The organism is Nostoc sp. MG11, assembly GCF_014904695.1.
Lineage (GTDB): Bacteria > Cyanobacteriota > Cyanobacteriia > Cyanobacteriales > Nostocaceae > Komarekiella.
The window spans coordinates 36144-53649 of the sequence record NZ_JACXXN010000007.1 but is presented as its reverse complement, the minus strand read 5'-3'; the positions used below and the strand labels follow the sequence as shown (position 1 = coordinate 53649).

Annotated in this window: 19 protein-coding genes and 1 tRNA gene; 7 read left to right on the top strand and 13 right to left on the bottom strand. The window is 41.0% G+C overall.

Annotated features, from left to right (window positions below; all coding sequences use genetic code 11):
• Positions 1–66: 66 nt before the first annotated feature.
• Complete coding sequence (locus tag HCR01_RS12855; protein WP_191761285.1) at positions 67–234, bottom strand: NblA/ycf18 family protein; 168 nt, start codon at positions 232–234, stop codon at positions 67–69.
• Between the two features lie 301 nt (positions 235–535).
• Between HCR01_RS12855 and HCR01_RS12850 the strand changes: the two genes are divergently transcribed.
• The 3 genes from HCR01_RS12850 (at position 536) to HCR01_RS12840 (ending at position 2934) form a co-directional block, all read left to right on the top strand.
• Positions 536–1153 carry a phycobiliprotein lyase gene (locus tag HCR01_RS12850; RefSeq protein WP_193196569.1) on the top strand — a complete coding sequence of 206 codons (618 nt, stop codon included), beginning with the start codon at positions 536–538 and terminating at the stop codon, positions 1151–1153.
• Complete coding sequence (locus HCR01_RS12845) at positions 1150–1695, top strand: hypothetical protein (RefSeq protein WP_193196568.1); 546 nt, start codon at positions 1150–1152, stop codon at positions 1693–1695. Before HCR01_RS12850 ends, HCR01_RS12845 begins: the two co-directional genes overlap by 4 nt.
• A 471-nt stretch (positions 1696–2166) precedes the next feature.
• Entirely contained in the window at positions 2167–2934 is a 768-nt protein-coding gene (locus HCR01_RS12840; RefSeq protein WP_193196567.1) for a phycobilisome rod-core linker polypeptide, read from the top strand.
• A 313-nt stretch (positions 2935–3247) separates the two neighbouring features.
• Here the strand turns inward: HCR01_RS12840 and HCR01_RS12835 are convergent, their stop codons facing one another.
• The 3 genes from HCR01_RS12835 to HCR01_RS12825 form a co-directional block, all read right to left on the bottom strand.
• Entirely contained in the window at positions 3248–4183 is a 936-nt protein-coding gene (locus HCR01_RS12835) for an RluA family pseudouridine synthase (RefSeq protein ID WP_413773944.1), read from the bottom strand.
• Positions 4180–4917, bottom strand: a complete 738-nt coding sequence (locus tag HCR01_RS12830; protein WP_193196566.1) for a Uma2 family endonuclease — start codon at positions 4915–4917, stop codon at positions 4180–4182. Before HCR01_RS12830 ends, HCR01_RS12835 begins: the two co-directional genes overlap by 4 nt.
• 77 nt (positions 4918–4994) lie before the next feature.
• Positions 4995–5669 (bottom strand): Uma2 family endonuclease, encoded by a 675-nt coding sequence (locus HCR01_RS12825; protein ID WP_193196565.1) that lies wholly within the window; start codon positions 5667–5669, stop codon positions 4995–4997.
• Between the two features lie 1351 nt (positions 5670–7020).
• Between HCR01_RS12825 and HCR01_RS12820 the strand changes: the two genes are divergently transcribed.
• Positions 7021–8100, top strand: a complete 1080-nt coding sequence (locus HCR01_RS12820; protein ID WP_193196564.1) for a response regulator — start codon at positions 7021–7023, stop codon at positions 8098–8100.
• A 41-nt stretch (positions 8101–8141) separates the two neighbouring features.
• Entirely contained in the window at positions 8142–8546 is a 405-nt protein-coding gene (locus HCR01_RS12815; RefSeq protein ID WP_193196563.1) for a response regulator, read from the top strand.
• 71 nt (positions 8547–8617) lie between these two features.
• Here the strand turns inward: HCR01_RS12815 and HCR01_RS38610 are convergent, their stop codons facing one another.
• The 5 genes from HCR01_RS38610 to HCR01_RS12790 all read right to left on the bottom strand — a co-directional run bounded on the left by HCR01_RS38610 (position 8618) and on the right by HCR01_RS12790 (position 11534).
• Positions 8618–8815 carry a type II toxin-antitoxin system VapC family toxin gene (locus HCR01_RS38610; protein WP_226889299.1) on the bottom strand — a complete coding sequence of 66 codons (198 nt, stop codon included), beginning with the start codon at positions 8813–8815 and terminating at the stop codon, positions 8618–8620.
• A 212-nt stretch (positions 8816–9027) separates the two neighbouring features.
• The gene (locus HCR01_RS12805; RefSeq protein WP_193196562.1) at positions 9028–9303 is read right to left on the bottom strand and encodes a hypothetical protein; all 276 of its coding nucleotides are present in this window, start codon (positions 9301–9303) and stop codon (positions 9028–9030) included.
• Between the two features lie 69 nt (positions 9304–9372).
• A complete protein-coding gene (cobA, locus tag HCR01_RS12800; RefSeq protein WP_193196561.1) occupies positions 9373–10152 on the bottom strand; it encodes a uroporphyrinogen-III C-methyltransferase in 780 nt (259 codons plus the stop codon).
• A complete protein-coding gene (locus tag HCR01_RS12795; RefSeq protein ID WP_193196560.1) occupies positions 10149–10892 on the bottom strand; it encodes a sirohydrochlorin chelatase in 744 nt (247 codons plus the stop codon). The genes cobA and HCR01_RS12795 overlap by 4 nt, the downstream gene beginning before the upstream one ends.
• A 258-nt stretch (positions 10893–11150) precedes the next feature.
• Complete coding sequence (locus tag HCR01_RS12790; RefSeq protein ID WP_193196745.1) at positions 11151–11534, bottom strand: DUF4359 domain-containing protein; 384 nt, start codon at positions 11532–11534, stop codon at positions 11151–11153.
• 116 nt (positions 11535–11650) lie between these two features.
• On the opposite strand from HCR01_RS12790, the gene HCR01_RS12785 reads away from it, so the two are divergent.
• Positions 11651–11723: transfer RNA gene (locus tag HCR01_RS12785), tRNA-His, on the top strand.
• 1797 nt (positions 11724–13520) lie between these two features.
• On the top strand, positions 13521–15188 hold the full coding sequence (locus tag HCR01_RS12780) for an MBL fold metallo-hydrolase (protein ID WP_193196559.1): 1668 nt from the start codon (positions 13521–13523) through the stop codon (positions 15186–15188).
• A 59-nt stretch (positions 15189–15247) separates the two neighbouring features.
• Here HCR01_RS12780 and HCR01_RS12775 read toward each other — a convergent pair whose 3' ends face one another.
• The 4 genes from HCR01_RS12775 to HCR01_RS12760 form a co-directional block, all read right to left on the bottom strand.
• Positions 15248–15559, bottom strand: a complete 312-nt coding sequence (locus tag HCR01_RS12775; RefSeq protein WP_162397257.1) for a DUF6679 family protein — start codon at positions 15557–15559, stop codon at positions 15248–15250.
• A gap of 213 nt (positions 15560–15772) precedes the next feature.
• Positions 15773–15937, bottom strand: a complete 165-nt coding sequence (locus HCR01_RS12770) for a hypothetical protein (protein WP_193196558.1) — start codon at positions 15935–15937, stop codon at positions 15773–15775.
• Between the two features lie 186 nt (positions 15938–16123).
• Positions 16124–16339: a hypothetical protein gene (locus HCR01_RS12765; RefSeq protein WP_193196557.1), complete on the bottom strand. Its 216-nt coding sequence runs from the start codon at positions 16337–16339 to the stop codon at positions 16124–16126.
• A gap of 298 nt (positions 16340–16637) precedes the next feature.
• The gene (locus HCR01_RS12760; RefSeq protein ID WP_193196744.1) at positions 16638–17426 is read right to left on the bottom strand and encodes a Nif3-like dinuclear metal center hexameric protein; all 789 of its coding nucleotides are present in this window, start codon (positions 17424–17426) and stop codon (positions 16638–16640) included.
• Between the last annotated feature and the right edge of the window lie 80 nt (positions 17427–17506).

Sequence of the window (17506 nt, the reverse complement as noted above, 5' to 3'; positions counted from 1 at the left end):
AATGGTTAACTTCGTTGTAGGCAAAATACCTTACTATATAGAACAAATGTACTAAATAGCTAAGTGTCAAGCTTGTTTAATTAAATGCTTGACCAAATTGTCTTTTACCATCATCTGCCGTAAAACTTCTAGCAAGAATTCTTGAGCCTCTTCTCGACTCAAATCTTTTACTTGGTCTTTTAAGTTTTGTAAACGGAACTGTTGCTCTAAAGTCAGTTCGATTGGAAAATCCATGATTCACTCCTCTGATTCAGAAGATCGAAGGGTATTTGGTTAGTACTGTTTGTGCAGACAGTATTTCTACTAGTTTATCACAGGGTATTAAACTGTCTAATTTGTCAAGCTATGAGCGATTACCACCATAAAAGTTTACAATTGTAAGCAACATACCGATTTAATCCCTTTGTCGGGAGGCTTCTTGAAAGCTAACCGCTAATCGCTGTAATGTTTAGAATGTTTATATACCAATAACTTTAAAAAGAAAAAATCTGTAAAACATCATCCGCAGGAGTAATAAGTAGGAGTCAGAAGATTGATGGACGCGATGGAATTTTTTAAGCTAAGTGCAGGCAGGTGGCAATCGCAACGAGCGACTCATCACCTTGCCTTCAAGCGCTCAGAGACGGGAGAATCGGACATTCAGGTAGAAACTCTGGCTGAGGATCACCCAGAAATCATTGAACTATGCCAGTATCATCAGATTGACCCCAGTCTGTCAGTAGGTGGTTCGCGCGTGCGTTGGCTGGGTACAATGGCTTGGGATAGAGATAATGATGAAAACCACGAGGGTAAAACTATATTTGCGATCGTCCCTGATATTGATAACCCCAGGCAAGGTAGATTACTCCGAGAGAGAGGTTACGCAGAAATTGTGCCTGTAGTCGGTCAATATCACATGGATGATCAAGATGGGCTAGTGCTGACAACCGAATATGAAACAATGAGTTCCATTGAGCGGTTTTGGTTTGCTAGCCCAAATCTCCGACTGCGAACCAGTACAGTGAAACGGTTTGGTGGTTTCAGCACAGCATCTTTTTGTACTGAAGCTCGCGTTGAAACCTCTTCAGAGGATTCCAATCCAGAAGAAGCAACCTCCAGACAAACACCGGATGTTATGGAAGCAAGACAGTTTTATTCAGTTTTGGGCTGGTGAATTATCTGAAGCAGACTGATGCCTTTACTCGTGGTCTAGAGTACCTGCGTCTGGTACAGGAACTTGCCCTACAACCGGGTATGGTGGATGTGGTCAATAATCTGCGCGATCGCATCCCTATTTGCACTTGGATCGGCGATAACATTGACGCTATTAATGCTCAGCTTAAGATCTGTCTTGAAGCTTGTCATGATTGCTTTCATCCCCAAGATCGTCCTCACATCCAAATTTTTGCAGTACCCATATCTCAATCCTTTGGTATAGACGGGTTGTGCAACATATTCACAACCCCAATTACCATTCTGGTAGACGTTGGGCGAATTGCACCTATAGACTGGCTAGGTATCGTTGCCCATGAATACGCCCATGCTCATGCAGGAGACTCCGGTCATAACCAGCAGTTTGTCAGAATTTTATCTCACCTATGCTTAGGACTGGGATTGGAACCGCCTAACTGGGAGCCAGGGATGGAAGCAACTTTGCGTAACTGGCCTTACTGTAACTCAACCATAGATCCTCTGGAATTTTGGATAGGTCAATAAGAGGAAAAGGGCAGGGGGCGGGGAGCAGGGGGAGAAATCCCCAGTCCCCAGTCCCGAATCCCCAATGTTAAAGATTATTGCTTGAGTTCAAAAAAGTGAAACTGAATCTCTTAATCTGAAAATGGATAAAGCTTTTAATGATAAACTATCTAATTGTTAATTACTAAATTTATTGTTATCTTCAGTGAGAATTTAGCAATTAGATAAGTTTGACCGTTGATTCCTTTATTAAATTACTTAGCTTTATCTCAAAATCAGCGTGTATAAACTTGCTTTTTTTTCTGAGTAGCCACAGTTATTTTACTACTAGGCTATGGACTAAATCCCCTAAACTAACCGCTACTACTACGAAAACTTACCCTTGGTTAAGTTTCGTGAAATTTAATCAGAATTCTGAGGTTCTGATACAACTACTCCCTTAATATGTGATTTAAAGTTGTTAATTTTAATTAAGAACATGGAGGCTTTAGAGTGCCACTTCCTCTATTAACATATGACCCTTCAAGTCAAAACCAGCGTGTAGCGGCATATGAAGTACCGGGTGATGAACAGCCCAGGGTTTTCTCTACAGACAATCTACTTTCTCCGTCAGATCTAGGTAATCTGATTGAAGCTGCATATCGTCAGATTTTTTTCCATGCCTTTGCAGCCGATCGCGAAGCATTCCTAGAGTCTCAACTCCGTAATGGACAGATTACAGTACGAGACTTTATTCGTGGTTTACTGCTTTCCAATACCTTTAAGAAAAGCTTCTACGACCTCAACAGCAACTACCGCTTTGTTGAACATTGCGTGCAGAAGGTTCTCGGTCGCGACGTTTACAACGAACGGGAAAAAATTGCCTGGTCAATTGTAGTCGCTACCAAGGGTATTAGAGGCTTTGTTGATGAATTGCTCAACACTGAAGAGTACCTGAGCAACTTTGGCTACTCTACAGTTCCCTATCAGCGGCGTCGAGTATTGCCATCCCGTGCTGAAGGTGAGTTACCTTTCAACATCAAGTCTCCACGATACGATGCTTACCACCGTGCCAAACTGGGCTTCCCACAAATCATTTGGCAAGTAGAAGTACGGAGATACACCCCACAAGACCAAAAGCCCAAGGCTGGCGATCCATCTCTATTCCTGGGTATGGCACAAGATATCAATGCAACTGGCAATCCTCCACAACGGATTTCGCCATACAACATTGATATCGAAAAGTCTGTACCTTACAGACAACTGGCAGGCGTTAAGTAACGATTTTTCGTCTGCATCTGGCTAGTTAACGCTTTCAATTATCTTATAGCGTGCATAAGTCCTGGGTTATGCAGGAGTTTCATTTAGGTATAACTAGTGAAACAGACTCTATCCCATGTCTGATGCACGCTAATTGTTTAGCGAACATCACTGTCATTTGTTCTTTATCATTTGTAAATACAAATGACCAGTCGCATAGACGCCTCAGCAGCTATTCTCCAAATTCTGTATACTCCTACGGAGAAGCAGGCTACGCACGCGGAGCGTTCTGTAGTTTAGGGTAGGACTACCGCAAATTTATTTGTGCAACAGCTTAGTTTGACAGTGTAATTCGTTTTTGTAATACCTCCAAGAGCTTTGTAAATGTTCTAGGAGGGGGAGCTGTCACCTCAATCGACTCCGCAGATAGGGGATGTTGCAACTTTAGACGCCAAGCGTGCAGTGCTTGACCGGGCAAATTTACCCCCACTGAATGACCAGAACTATAAACTGGGTCGCCGACAATTGGATGACCGATTTTGGCACTGTGGACGCGAATTTGATGAGTACGTCCAGTTTCTAATTGGAAGTGGATTAATGTGTAATTACCCAAGCGTTCTAGTACTCGCCAATGAGTAACGGCAGATCGTCCGCCTTGTTCAATGGGTATAATAGCCATTTTTTTGCGGTCTTGTGGATGGCGACCGATGGGCAGGTCTATACTACCACTTTCAGTTTTTGGCGCACCGTAAACCACGCCTAAGTATTCTCGCCGGGCGGTTTTGGCTTGGAGTTGTGCTTGTAGGCTTTGATAGGCAATATCTGTTTTAGCGATCGCGATCGCCCCCGTTGTATCCTTATCCAGTCGATGGACAATTCCTGGACGTTGGATTCCCCCAATTCCTGGTAAGTTGGGGCAGTGTGCCAATAAGGCGTTTACTAGAGTACCGTCTGGATGACCAGGTGCGGGATGCACGACTAAGCCTGCGGGTTTGTTAAGAATGAGTAATTGGTCGTCTTCGTAGAGAATATCTAAAGGAATATCTTCTGCTTGCAGTTCTAAGGGTTGCGCTTCTGGTATTTCGAGAGTGATGCGATCGCCTATTTTGACATTAATCTTTTTAGATGTGCAGACTTTGCCGTTAATTTGGACGTTACCCTGTTCAATTAACTGTTGGATGCGGGAACGCGATAAGTCTGGTAATTCTTGTGAAAGATAGCGATCAAGGCGTTTGTTATTTTCTTCAACTTGTAAATTAAATTCGGTCACAATTGCTCTGGATTAATTCCCCGTTCTTTAAGTAAAGCGCGGAGTGCTTCAAGTTCACTTTCTGCTTGTTCAGCTCGTTGGCGTTCTTGTTCAGCTCGTTGGCGTTCTTGTTCAGCTCGTTGGCGTTCTTGTTCAGCTTGAGCTTGCGCTTGTTCCCGTTGTTGCGCTAGTTCTATATATGTCAGAAATCGCTGCCCATCAGGACGATAAATCTGAAGTTCGCTATCTGACAATTCAAAGCGTATACCAAGACGGGAACTTACCCAACCAGTCATTTGAGGAATTTCAGCTAGTTCACTACCAGAACGTAACCAACCACTTAACTCATCTGTCTCTGGATCGTATAAGTAATATTCTTCTACCCCATAACGTTCGTAAAATTTGTATTTAGCAATCATCTCTTTAGCACTATTGCTAGGAGAGAGAATTTCAAACACCACTTGCGGGGGAATATTATCTTCTTGCCATTGTAGATAAGAACCTCGGTCTGCTTTTGGTCTGCCAAAGACTACCATGACATCAGGCGCTCTGCGTGTGACGTTATCCCCCTGAACAGGATACCAAAATAAATCGCCGGCAACGAATACATTAGGGTCATCAGCAAATAAAAGATCCAAGTTCTTTTTAATCAGCACAATCAACTCAAACTGTTTTGTATTTTCTGCCATTGGCTGTCCATCGCTTTCGGGGTAGACAATGGCTTTTTGGCTGGAAGATGGTAGCTGAGTGACCATTGCTATAAATCCAATTTCACAAATGTATTGTCAATTTTAACGAACTGAAGGTTCTTCAACTTGTAAATTTAATTCGGTCACAATTGCTCTGGATTAATTCCCCGTTCTTTAAGTAAAGCGCGGAGTGCTTCTAGCTTACTTTCTGCTTGTTCAGCTCGCTGACGTTCTTGCTGTCTTTGCTGATCTAGTTCCAAATAGGTGAGAAAGCGATCGCCATCAGGACGATAGATTTGCAGTTCTTCTTCAGACAACTCGAAGCGTACTCCTAATCTAGGACTTACCCAACCAGCCATTTGGTCAATTACTTCTAGTCGTAAGTTACGAAGTTGCCAACCTGTCAAGTCCACTACATCAGGTTCATACAAATAGTATTCTTCTACACCATAACGCTCATAAAACTCAAATTTCTTCGCCATTTTGGAAAGACGATTTCCAGGCGACCAAATTTCAAAAACCACTTGTGGAGGAATATTATCTTCAAACCACTGTTGGTAAGAACCTCGGTATCCTTTCTGTCTACCAAATACTACCATTACGTTGGGAGCTTGGCGGAGCTTGTTATCATTTTCTACGGGATACCACAGTAAATCACCAGCCACAAACACATTAGGATCGTTGGCAAACAGCAGTTCTAAATTATCTTTAATCCATACAATTAACTCAAACTGCTTGGTATTGTCTGCCATTGGCTGTTCGTCGCTGTCAGGATAAATAATGCCTTTGTGGGTGGAAGATGGTAGCTGTGTGACCATTGTGATGATTCCCATTTAACGAGTAGCATTGTTAATTTTAACCAATTACCAAGCAAGATAGAGATTTAACGGCGAATCTCCAACATTTGAATATCTGTCACTTTTAAGACTTTAAAACTTTATGCTAAATTGCTATTACCAAATAATTTATTACTTGATAAGTGTAATTTAATCACATCACAAAATAATATTTTACTGTACATTTTGCATCTACCCGGATATTCCAACTAAAAAATATTCATAGAACTTTTGATCGAATAAAATATAAATTATTTTTTATATTTTTTCTAATTTTTTATTATAAATTTTACATACTATTTTTACTTTTAGTTGAAATTTATAGTAACCTGAGTTTTAGTAAGTAATTTACTTACTATCTACCTTGAACTGAAAATTATTATTTTTAGGTATGCACTCTACTTCTTGAGTTTCGCTACAAATTCGAGAATATAAAATTCAGAATTGTGCAGAGTAACTATTCGTCGCAACAAAACTTTAGAGCGTGTTTTCATTACTTATGAACAGATTACCTTTCACTGAGTCAGTCGTGGTTGAATCTCCCTACATACCATTACTGGATCAACTATCATCTAATTTCCCCCTAATGAGAGTTTGTCATTCCTATTGCTCAAGGGATGAATTTGCTCAAGTCTTGTAAAGAAAAGCTCTACAATCTGGAACTAGGGTAGAATCTTAAATAATTGTAAATACTTAGTTGCATCTATTACTTTTGTTCTACATAAAATTCTTCTCAAGATGGTGTTTAAGCTATTAACCTTTTAGTTTGCGCGTATTGGCTGAAGCAGCAAAGTTCGAGCAAAGCGGAACAATAGGGGAAAGAGATTACCACGTTTTTCTCTAACCAGATGCAGGGGAAATTACATCCGAAATACAAGTTAAATGCACATCAGCTTGGAAAGCCTATCTTCCTTCTACGTTGCTGACTGACTACAACCTTAGACCGTCAAATATCCTCTTATGCAATGTTTTTGCTCTATTTGCGTCTCTGAAGTGTTGGTCTACGCCTGTAGTTGAGTTACCCTTAGTCCAGCCAGATTAGCGAAAGATACAGAAAGTAAATCTGATTTTTGGAATACTGTTTCTAGGAAAATTGAGCTATTTCGCTATTTGGCAACAGTAGAGCTTGGTTTGACATAGCGAGTTGTGATTTGTGCATTATAGCTTAGCAGAGATTGGCGAATTAGGTGTTGGGGGGTGTGGAATCTCTGTACTAACTTAAATGTGACCGCTATATTGATCTGACAGTGCTTACGATAATGTCGCTGTGAATTCTGAAAAAGAAATTCACCAATTTTGACTGCGAATATTAATTTAATCCAGAGCCGTCCCGATGAAGACACTTCCTATTAGTAGATATAGATTTTTTCAAAAACTCCAGCCCTTATCTTTATTAAAAAAAATTACTAGTAAGTCTGTTACTGGTTGTTTACAAGTCTTTAGTACGTCAGGTTCTTGGTCAATATACATAGACGAAGGTAAATTGATCTATACCTGCTACTCAGAGAAAATGTTTGAACCGCTGTACAGAAACTTGCAACGCTTGAGTCTGCAAATTTCTACCCTCCCTCGCGGAATTCACGAGCAGTTGCGAGCGATATTTGAAACGGGTATTGAGAATCAGGCAATACCAAATCCAGATTATTTAGCTATTTGCTGGTTAGTCAATCAGAAATATCTGAGTTCTTCTCAAGCAGCGATACTGATAGAACAATTAGCCCTAGAATTCCTAGAGTCATTTCTGAGCTTAGAAGAGGGGAGTTATGAGTTTGTTCCTGAAAGCTTTCTGGATGACATGCCAAAGTTTTGCCATTTGAATCTTCGCTTACTAGTCGAACGTTGTCAAAAGCGATCGCCTACTTCTCTAGTGCAACCCTCGCAATTTTTGCCAACAAATCAACCCCAAACTCGAACCAAGCCTGTTCAAAAGTTGCTTAAGCTAGACAACGGTAATCAACCAGTAGCATACGCTAACCGGCCTTTAACCGATAGTATTAATACTGTTGACAATAGCAGCAAGCAAATTATACCGCCGCCTGCGGAGAAAAAACTCTACACCATCTTTTGTATTGATGATAGTCCGACAGTTTTGAGTGCGATCAAAAGTTATTTAGATGAGCAAATGTTTTCGGTTGTGGGAGTCACCGATTCTTTGAAAGCTTTAATGCACATTATCCGCGCCAAACCCGACCTAATTTTGTTAGATATCTCAATGCCTAACTTAGACGGGTATGAACTATGCTCTTTGCTGCGGAAGCACTCATATTTTAAAAATACACCCGTGATTATGGTGACAGGAAAAACGGGTTTTTTAGATAGAGCAAAAGCCAAGATGGTCAAGGCATCCGGCTATTTAACTAAGCCGTTTACACAAGGAGACTTACTGAAAGTAATCTTTCAACACATTGTTTAATTTCCCAAAAGAAAGAATAACTACGCCTTGGAGATTTAAGGTTGAGTATTACTTGGATTGGCACAATTTTGGTTGTAGAAGATTCTTTAAGCGAATTGAAATTAATCAGTTATTTTCTTAGAGATAGAGGTTACAACATCATTAAAGCCACCAATGCTAAAGAAGCTCTGGAAATAGTCTTAGAAGAAAAACCAAATGCGATTATTACGGATATAATAATGCCAGGAATGAGTGGATTTGAGTTGTGTCGCTTCCTCAACAGAAATCCAACTAATCAAAAAGTGCTAATTATAATTTGCAGTAGCAAAAATCAAGCAATTCATCACTTGTGGGCGAGGAAACAAGGTGCTGACGCCTATATAACTAAGCCATACAACTCTGAACAGCTACTAAGTATTATTCAGTCAGTAGAAGTACAAAGTCCCAATCCGATTTGTGAGATTTAATGCAATGCAGTTAAGTTAAGAATAATTGTGGAATGCTGACATAATTACAACATTTCCAGAAGCTCTAACAGCTATTTCAACAAACGGATAAAACCCGCTTGCTCAAAATGTTGATCAGTTGTCAAAGCCTCCTGAATCCCCACTTGTTGCATTGAGATAAAAGATGTGCAGTCAACCAGTGACCAAGCTTTGTCTGGTCTACTTTTGCAGAGTTCCCAGGCTGCGGTATCGGTTACGTCATTGATGTGAATATCCTCAACATAAGGCACAGTCTTGATAGCATCAACTATTTCAAAGATACGTGGGCGTGGAATCCGAAGTGGACTTGCTGAGTAGTGCTACCAATTCAGCAACTACGTAATTTGTCGTAACAATACCTCTCTGTTGTTGATGAGCTAGACGAAAGTACTAATCTGCCTGCGAATAAAAGGGTTGAGTGTTAACAAATAGACTTGCCCAACCAGAGGTATCTACAAACAGGCTACTCAACACCCTTTAACTCGTGATATAGAGCTTGTCCAATATAGTAGTCGTGATTTTCTGCTAAATCAGGAATATCCATACTGAGGGAACCAATTAGTCGCAGAAGTGGGTCTGTTTCTGTTTTTTGTATGGTTTCACACTGGGCTAAGTTGGTTAATTCTTGTGATAATACTTGTAACACAACTTCCTCTGGAGACTCATTCAGGCGCTCTGCTTGGGTAGTTAATGCTTGCTCTAGGTCATCTGGAAGAGTAATCACAAAGGTTTTAGCCATAGTATCCTCCTAGTTAGGTTGCTAGTGTACATCATCTGTAACTTCTTCAAGGAAGCTTCAAATGAACCATCAAACTGGACGACAACAAGACAAAATACTGTGCATATTTACTACCTGCCCAATTACCGCGATCGCAGGTGCACCAAATCCAGTTTGCTCTACCTGCTCAACAATTGTCTTCAACGTCCCAATCAATTCTTCCTGTTCAGGTCGCGTACCCCAACGCACTAAAGCAATTGGCGTTTCTAAACTCAGCCCAGCTGCACTTAACTGTTCTACAATGTAGGGCAGATTGTGAATTCCCATATAAATTACAATCGTTTCGGAACTGTGGGCGATCGCATGCCAATTTACTATCGGTTTATACTTACCCGCTGCCTCATGACCAGTAACGAATATTACCGAAGAACTATATAGCCGATGAGTTAAAGGTATACCTGCGTATGCTGCTGCTGCAATCCCAGATGTAATACCAGGCACAACTTCTACAGGTATTCCAGCTTTAACTAATTCTGCCATCTCCTCACCACCGCGACCAAAGATAAACGGGTCGCCACCCTTGAGCCGCACGACAATTGCATTATCCTGCGCTTTATCAATCAGTAGTTGAGTTGTTTCTTCCTGCAACAAAGAATGTCTCCCCATCCGCTTACCAGCGTTAATTTGCTCTGCTTGGGGATTAATCATTGCCAAAATTGTTGGACTCACCAAGGCATCATAGATCACTACATCTGCACATTCCAACAAACCTTTACCCTTGAGGGTCATTAGTCCCGGATCTCCGGGCCCTGCACCTACCAAATAAACCTTTCCCAAATACTTTCTCCCCTCTGTTTGTGTGCAATTCATTTGTCTACTAAATACCAAATTAGCTCGGCTAATTCTGCGCTTGCTCCTAAAGGCTGAGCCAGTTGGAAATTCACCGTAGGGAACTGTAATTTTAGCTCCTCTATTGACCGAGCGATCGCATCTGTTATTCCACCGGCGAACAAAAAATATGGCAAAATTGCAATTTCCCGATAGCCAGTAACTACCAATTCTTTCACCCGTGATTCTAAACTAGGAGGCACAGCCCAATAAGCAACCATTGCTCCTAAACTCGCCGCCATTGCTTCTACTGGTTGTTGCGAACCAGGGCGACTGCTACCATGAGCTAACAGAATCCATGCTTGTGCTTTGATAGCAGCCATTGACTTTGTTAGTAATTTCCCTAAACTTGGCTGACTACCTAAGTATGGTCGCAGGTCAATAATCATATCTTGACCAATAACCTGTTGTGCTAGTGCTACTTCCGCCGGAATATCTGTCATTACATGCACTCCAGACAGCAAAAATAGCGGTACTATATTCAGGCGATTGCACCCAGAAGCAAAAGCGCTCTTGGCAAATTGTCGAATCTGCTCGTGTAATGGCTCAGAACTTGCTTCCAAGTAAGCTACACCTACTTGATTTTTACAATCTGGAGTTACACCTGCTTGGTTATAGCTATTATCCAATTTATTACGTAGTAACTGTGCCAGTTCTTGCATGGCAATTTCTGGACGCGGATCGCGACTTCCGTGGGATACCAGCAAATAAGCAGATGACATTGGCAAGGGTTTAACTCTCGATTGCTATTTTTCTTATCTTACTTAAGATTAAAAGGACTTGATTCGTGGGATATTTTAAGTAACCGCAGCAGGAACAGGCATCGTAGTTAGGCTGATGCCAACTGTGTTTTGGAGATTACTGGTTTATTTGCGATCGCAGAATATCAATAAATTGACCGAATAGGATAGCGATTCTCTAAAGATTTATATATAAAAGTATGTGCGAGCTATTCCATATTCTTGCCTCTACTGCTTGCCTTATTGTTCTTGGGCAGTGTAAGTATAAAATTGATTCAATGCTCCCACCGTTTCAAATCTGTAAGAAGGTATCCAAGAATTTAGTTTTAAATCTGTACGGTAAATACTAAAAATAATATAATTTTGCCTTTCTGTAGTCCTGGCAAGAATTTCCTGCATTTGTGGGTTAACCGAATCAACCAATTTCTCACAATTTAAATTTATTAGATTTTCTAAGATATTCGTTGTTTTTTTACATACGTCAGCTTTTAAGTACTTAGCCAATCGCTGTACTGCATACTCTTCATATTCAGCCTGATTGGGATTGGTCTTCGCCATTGTCACCCCTAAAGCGGCGAGTCCCGCTGCTGCTCCAACATATGCGATAGTGGTTAGGGCCTTCATGTTTGCCAGATAAAATTTCGTTGTAGTCATTAGACTCTAAATCAACTGAGTCCGTTCCTTTAACTAACACTCTTGATCGCTTCCCCAAAACTTGTTATAATCCAAATTGTTGAATGGCGAGCGTAGCCAAGTGGTTAAGGCAGTGGTTTGTGGTACCACCATTCGTGGGTTCGAGTCCCATCGTTCGCCCTATAATACAGTACAGCACCTCATTTGGCAATAATTTTTTATCTACAGTTGAATCAACCTAGATAAGGTAGTATAGCTAAATATTAGCTTAGCTTATAGATATTTTGATTTATATAAGCACAAGTACTTGATAAACTTGGCTAACTTCTCTTTTTCAACGAAGTCAGAAGTTTATTCGGGCGTGGTTGGAATACCCGTACTTATTCTGACTTCTGACTTCTGACTCTGAACTTCTGACTTCTTGTTCAATACCAAACGTATGAGAATGATAATAGTAACTTATTACCTTTTTATTTCTCTGCTAACGCATGAATAATGGAAGCAGATTAGCTGTATCTGCTTCCAAAAATTTTTTCAACGCACAGCAAACTGTTAGAAAAGTCCCAAAAGAATGATGAAAGTCAATCCACAGAAAGCAAGTAAAGAGATAATCATGATGTTACCTACACTGTGGTCTGAAGCTGTTAACTTATTTATGTTGTCAGCCATATTAACCGACCCTATTAAAACAACTTTATGTTGAAATTATAGCTAGGGCAGATAAACATTTGGTCTAGATAACTTAAAAAATTGATTTTAATTCATTTAAGTTAAAATACACAGACAGTTATAGCCTTAAGCAAAAAATTAACTTTTGTTTCAAGAAGTGAGAAGTTAGTAGTGCACTACTTAAAGAATGGGTTTTTGCAAAAAAAGTTGGTTCTTCAGTACTTGTTATGCAAAAATATTAGTTGTAACTATAAAATAGTATAAATAGTGATCGCTCTCAGAACCAACTTTTATTTAAATTAATAATATATAAACAAAAAAATTTAAGTAAAAATTATGAATAAAATCAGGCTGATGAATTGGGAATTGTTAACTGGGCAAGACTTCCCAACTTTAATTCCTAATAACTGATCGCCAAGCAAGTATTATCTGGATGGATGGACAGGTGAACCGAAAGGTTCTACAATCTGACTGATTGTGGTAAATTTACCTATTGTCCAATCAACCTAAGCATAGTAAAGATTTCCTAGTGATTCTGCTATGTCACAGAAGCACTAAATTAATATAATAAAGTCTTGAGTAAAGGGCAGCAAGCAAATGGATGTAAAACTCATATTAGCTGGACTAACAGTTATATTTACGATTTCGTGCTTGTTTTTTGGCACGAAAAATGGATTTTATGATTCAGACAACTATCACGGCAATGGTTCTGCACATTGAGAGAAGTCTAAGCGCTTGCGAGAGGCAGACGTAGAAGCCTAGAGTGTGGTGAGGCTGCGTTGCAAAGAGAAGTTGGAGCAGCGGCTTCTGAAAACTATGTTTGTCTTTGGCGATAACTCCGCTAACGGCAAACAGAAATTCAGTAGTCGCTCTAAACTTCGGGGAGGGTTAAGCTCAACCCAGGTAACTACGTTCGCCCAAAGGGTTCTCGCACCCTTACAAAGAAACAAGCTACGCATTGGCAGAGCCTCTTGCAGAGAAGCTTCCCGAAAGACTTGTCATCAGACATCAGAACTTCGGAAAATACTTCCTGTCAGGTTGAGTCAACTCTTTGCGCTCAGAACTTTAAAAGAGAAAACAGGTAAGGGGCAAAGTGCCTGAGCAAATAGTTTGAGAGATATTCGTTAACCAACTTTTCCGAACCAGTGCGGGTTCGGTGGAGGCGTCCTCCCCAATCAAAAATTCGCATTTTCAAGACTAGATCTAGGTACGCACTACAAAACTTACCCTAGATCACAAAACCAAAATCCGTGTATTTTTTGGCTTTTGGGACATGTTCATGATGATGAGGTTTGAGGGGAGGAGAGCATGAGGGATAATCTGTCGGCATCCTCTCGCGTTCATGCTGGAGAAGCGGGTAGTGAATTAGAATGTTTGCCTTATAGTGTCCAGCATAACGATGAGGGTATATGTTTATTGATCAAGATGGGGCCACACCGCATCTTGTTAGATTGTGGTTTGGGAGATATTTCATCGCTGGCAAGAGGGCTGAGTAAGTCGGAGCGTCGGGGTAGTTCGCCTCTACCAGCAGATTTGGTATTGATTAGTCATGCCCACCCAGATCACGCTAGAGGTTTACTAGCACTGCACAAAGCTTTTCCAGTGTTACCCATCTATGCCAGCGAGGTAACTAGCAAATTACTACCGTTAAATTGGCAAGACCAGGCTCCTCCAGAAATTTCCCAATTTTGTCAAGCGTTGCCTTTGCGATCGCCTGTGGAATTTAAAGATGGTCTGGTAGCGGAATTATTTCCCGCAGGTCATCTTCCCGGAGCAGTAGCGATTATGCTCACCTACACTACCCAGCAACGCTCTTACAGACTACTGTATACAGGAGACTTTTTCTTATCAAACTCCCGGTTAGTAGAAGGTTTGCGTTTAGAGGAACTGCGGGGATTAGACTTGGATGTGCTGATCATTGAAGGTAGTTATGGCACATCCCGTCATCCTCACCGTCGCAACCAAGAAAATCAACTAGCAGAGCGAATTAATCGCGCCATCGCCGACCATTGTTCTGTACTACTTCCTACACCTGCTTTAGGACTGGGTCAAGAACTGCTGATGCTCTTGCGCTCTCATCACCACTTCACAGGACGTGATTTAGATATCTGGGTAGACGGTGCTGTCGCCACTGGATGCGATGCCTACCTGGAACTACTACCTCACCTACCTGCTTCAGTACAGAATTTCGCTCGCCATCAACCATTGTTTTGGGATGAACGGGTACGTCCCCGCGTACGTCGCTTACAGCCAGAAAATCGTGCTACCGTGGGCAAGTCTCCCTGTATTGTTCTCACCGACTCTACTGCTGATTTGAGTCAGCACTGCCAACCCGATACTGGGCCTTGGTTAATTCTTTTACCAGAAAAAATTGATATAAAAGTTAACAAACAATATTTAGCACCTACCACTATTGAAACCTATCTTTTAGCTCAACATAGTGATGGCCCTGGTACTACCCAGCTAATTCATAATTTGCGACCCCAGCATGTCATATTTGTCCACGGTTCCCCTGCTTACTTGGCAGACCTGACTAGCTTAGAGGAGTTGCAAAACCGTTACCACGTACATTCTCCTGCTGCTGGTACTTTAGTTGAACTGCTTATTGGTGATACATTTTTACAACCGGCAGCACCAGAGACTAATTATGAAGGCGAACTAACTGATTTAGGAACAGTAATTACGATTACTCTTTCTGAAGCCATTACAGCTGATTCACGCTGGCAACAGTTTGCTGATACTGGTTTAATTGAAGCTCGTTGGCAGGGGGAAGAACTAGTATTGCGGGGATTGTCTCAACGAGAATTACTCAACCAAAGTAGCGATCGCTTTACATGGTCTGAAGTAGACTGTTGCGGTACTTGCCGACACCAAAGAGGACAGCGGTGTTGGAACCCTGCTTCTCCATTGTATAACTTCAAGGTAACTCTTGAAGGGTACTGTCCTGCCTTTGAAGGTTTAAATGATAGTCAATAGTTTAAAATCAAGAGTCAATAGCCCAAAGCAATTAACTTTGACCCTTGACCCTTGACTATTTATTCTGGATTTGAGTCTGTGTATCGGTTGCGGATGCGCTCAGCTTCGGGACAATCCTCTGTTAGGAGAGGTTCTACATTACCGCGCGGCACTGAAGCTAATTTTTGTGTTACAGCGCCAATGCTTTCGAGACGAACCATCTCCTCCCAAGAACAAGTTTCGTCTTCTTCTTCTGTTTCGTAACGTAGAGTCACTAAATCCCCTTCTATGTCGAGGATGCGGGCGCGTTCAATCCAGCGTTGCTGGTCCCGCAAGAAAACACATACCTCCCGCCCATCGCAACACAATTGATAAATCTTGCGGTGTAGCATGTACTGCTTCTGCCTTTTTAAACAACGTAGTTAAACCTGTCAAAATTTGGGTTTTACCCCAGTAGATTACACTTTTAAGAGGTCAATTTTAAGGTTCACAACTAGTGTGTCTCGTAACCCAATCCTTATACTTGCTTATAGTTGCCAAGTTTAAGGATATTTTGAGCCAAAAACCAATGTTGTTGCACCAGTTGAACTTGAACTCTTTCAGGGTCATTCTAGGGAACGTTTACTTCTGTAGAAGTCAAACGATTCAGGAGTTGTCTTACCCAACTTAATACTTGCTGGTGAGTTCTTACTACCATTATGTAATAATAAATACTCCAAAACTAGCATTGATTGCGGTTGTTCGAGTTGCCTAATTGTAATCATTGGCATTGCTAGAAGTCCGGGGACTTGGCTTGACTTTTACCCCCATGTATTTGATCTTAACTCATTCTCTCGCTGACCTGAACGGTTTTAAACAACAACACCCGAAGAGTTTTGAGTTTGGGGTTGTTACTTGATGTGACACCTCCACCTCCAATCAACAATACAGTACTAGAGTCACCTATTGTTGGAGTATCAGCAAGATTTGTGCGTTATGGGAAATTCTATGAGCAGATTCGAGGACGCTTCTCGTTTAATTTGACCTGCGCGAACTGCATCGTATAGAGATGCAATGGCTGTTAAATCCTCTGACTGATAGCATTTAGTTGCCAGAACTTGATGAAGTAGACCCTCAGATTCAACACTAAGATATCCAGTTTGAAAAGCAGATTCAACGAGTGTGCGAATCATGTTGATTGGGGCAGAGTGAGCAATTTGTTACCTCTAGTGTGTAACATTTTCCTCTTTTGCCGATTGATATGAAACATTAGATCACGGTGATTATAGTTACATAATTTTAGTGATATAAATCACACCGTATGAGATGATGTGCATTCTTGAATTATTTGTTTACATTATAAACGGTAGATTATGGATACATAATTTTATAGCATAAAAGTTTTAAATACGTAAAAATAAAAAGTGCTATAAAACACAAACAAAAACATGGTAGCTCATGATGAATGTATAAAAAACAACTAATAAATAATTAAGCAAAAAACTGGCGGAAATCCTCATCCTTACGACTCAATTGTACCCAGTCTAAGTTTAAGAACCCAAATTTTTGCACCAAGCGATCGCAAGCGGGGCGTTCAGTAGCGTAATGTCCGGCATCAATTAAAATTAAACTGCGATCGCGGCTTTCTTGAAACTGATGAAACTTGCAGTCAGAAGTCAGATAAGCTTGAGCACCAGTTTTGACTACCGCCGAGATAAAACTAGCCCCTGAACCACCCAAAACTGCAACCCGTGAAATAGGCTGCTGTAAATCAGCGGTTGGGGAAAAAATCAAATTAGGGGGAGTAAGTCGAGTTTGAATTGCTGCAAGTAATTCCTGTAAAGTTATAAGTTGCTCCAACATACCAACACGCCCATATCCTAATCCTGCTTGTGTGGGTACTATGGGAGTGATTTCTTTGAGTTCTAAAATTTGAGCCAACACGTCAGCAGTACCATCATGTACTTGGTCAAAATTCGTGTGGGCGCTGTAAATACCAATATTGTGGGTAAAAGCTAACCGTACCATCTCCGCGATCGCCTCACCACTACGTAAAGACTTAAGAGGACTAAAAATTAAGGGATGATGGGCAAAAATTAGATTAGCATCAAGAGCGATCGCTTCTTGCATTACCGCCAAAGTTGGTGTCAAACACACCAATACTCGTGCTCTTTTCTCTAACACTCCGGGTTCAACCTGCCAACCACAATTATCCCAGCTTTCACACCAAGCAGGATTTGCCCATTCTTCAAACCAAGAAATTAACTCAGCAATTTTCATCATGATTTTCTAAGCAATTATTTTGGATACAGCCAGAATACTTGCTAGTGAGTGATATATTTGACAATTTTGAATTTGTA

Coding starts and splice junctions, on each gene's coding strand:
- HCR01_RS12765 (WP_193196557.1), bottom strand. CDS start 16,339: ATGATTCGCACACTCGTTGAATCTGCTTTTCAAACTGGATATCTTAGT.
- HCR01_RS12790 (WP_193196745.1), bottom strand. CDS start 11,534: ATGAAGGCCCTAACCACTATCGCATATGTTGGAGCAGCAGCGGGACTC.
- HCR01_RS12760 (WP_193196744.1), bottom strand. CDS start 17,426: ATGAAAATTGCTGAGTTAATTTCTTGGTTTGAAGAATGGGCAAATCCT.
- HCR01_RS12780 (WP_193196559.1), top strand. CDS start 13,521: ATGAGGGATAATCTGTCGGCATCCTCTCGCGTTCATGCTGGAGAAGCG.
- HCR01_RS12820 (WP_193196564.1), top strand. CDS start 7,021: ATGAAGACACTTCCTATTAGTAGATATAGATTTTTTCAAAAACTCCAG.
- HCR01_RS12850 (WP_193196569.1), top strand. CDS start 536: ATGGACGCGATGGAATTTTTTAAGCTAAGTGCAGGCAGGTGGCAATCG.
- HCR01_RS12855 (WP_191761285.1), bottom strand. CDS start 234: ATGGATTTTCCAATCGAACTGACTTTAGAGCAACAGTTCCGTTTACAA.
- HCR01_RS12770 (WP_193196558.1), bottom strand. CDS start 15,937: ATGCCAATGATTACAATTAGGCAACTCGAACAACCGCAATCAATGCTA.
- HCR01_RS12825 (WP_193196565.1), bottom strand. CDS start 5,669: ATGGTCACACAGCTACCATCTTCCACCCACAAAGGCATTATTTATCCT.
- HCR01_RS12805 (WP_193196562.1), bottom strand. CDS start 9,303: ATGGCTAAAACCTTTGTGATTACTCTTCCAGATGACCTAGAGCAAGCA.
- cobA (WP_193196561.1), bottom strand. CDS start 10,152: ATGAATTGCACACAAACAGAGGGGAGAAAGTATTTGGGAAAGGTTTAT.
- HCR01_RS12775 (WP_162397257.1), bottom strand. CDS start 15,559: ATGCTACACCGCAAGATTTATCAATTGTGTTGCGATGGGCGGGAGGTA.
- HCR01_RS12830 (WP_193196566.1), bottom strand. CDS start 4,917: ATGGTCACTCAGCTACCATCTTCCAGCCAAAAAGCCATTGTCTACCCC.
- HCR01_RS12795 (WP_193196560.1), bottom strand. CDS start 10,892: ATGTCATCTGCTTATTTGCTGGTATCCCACGGAAGTCGCGATCCGCGT.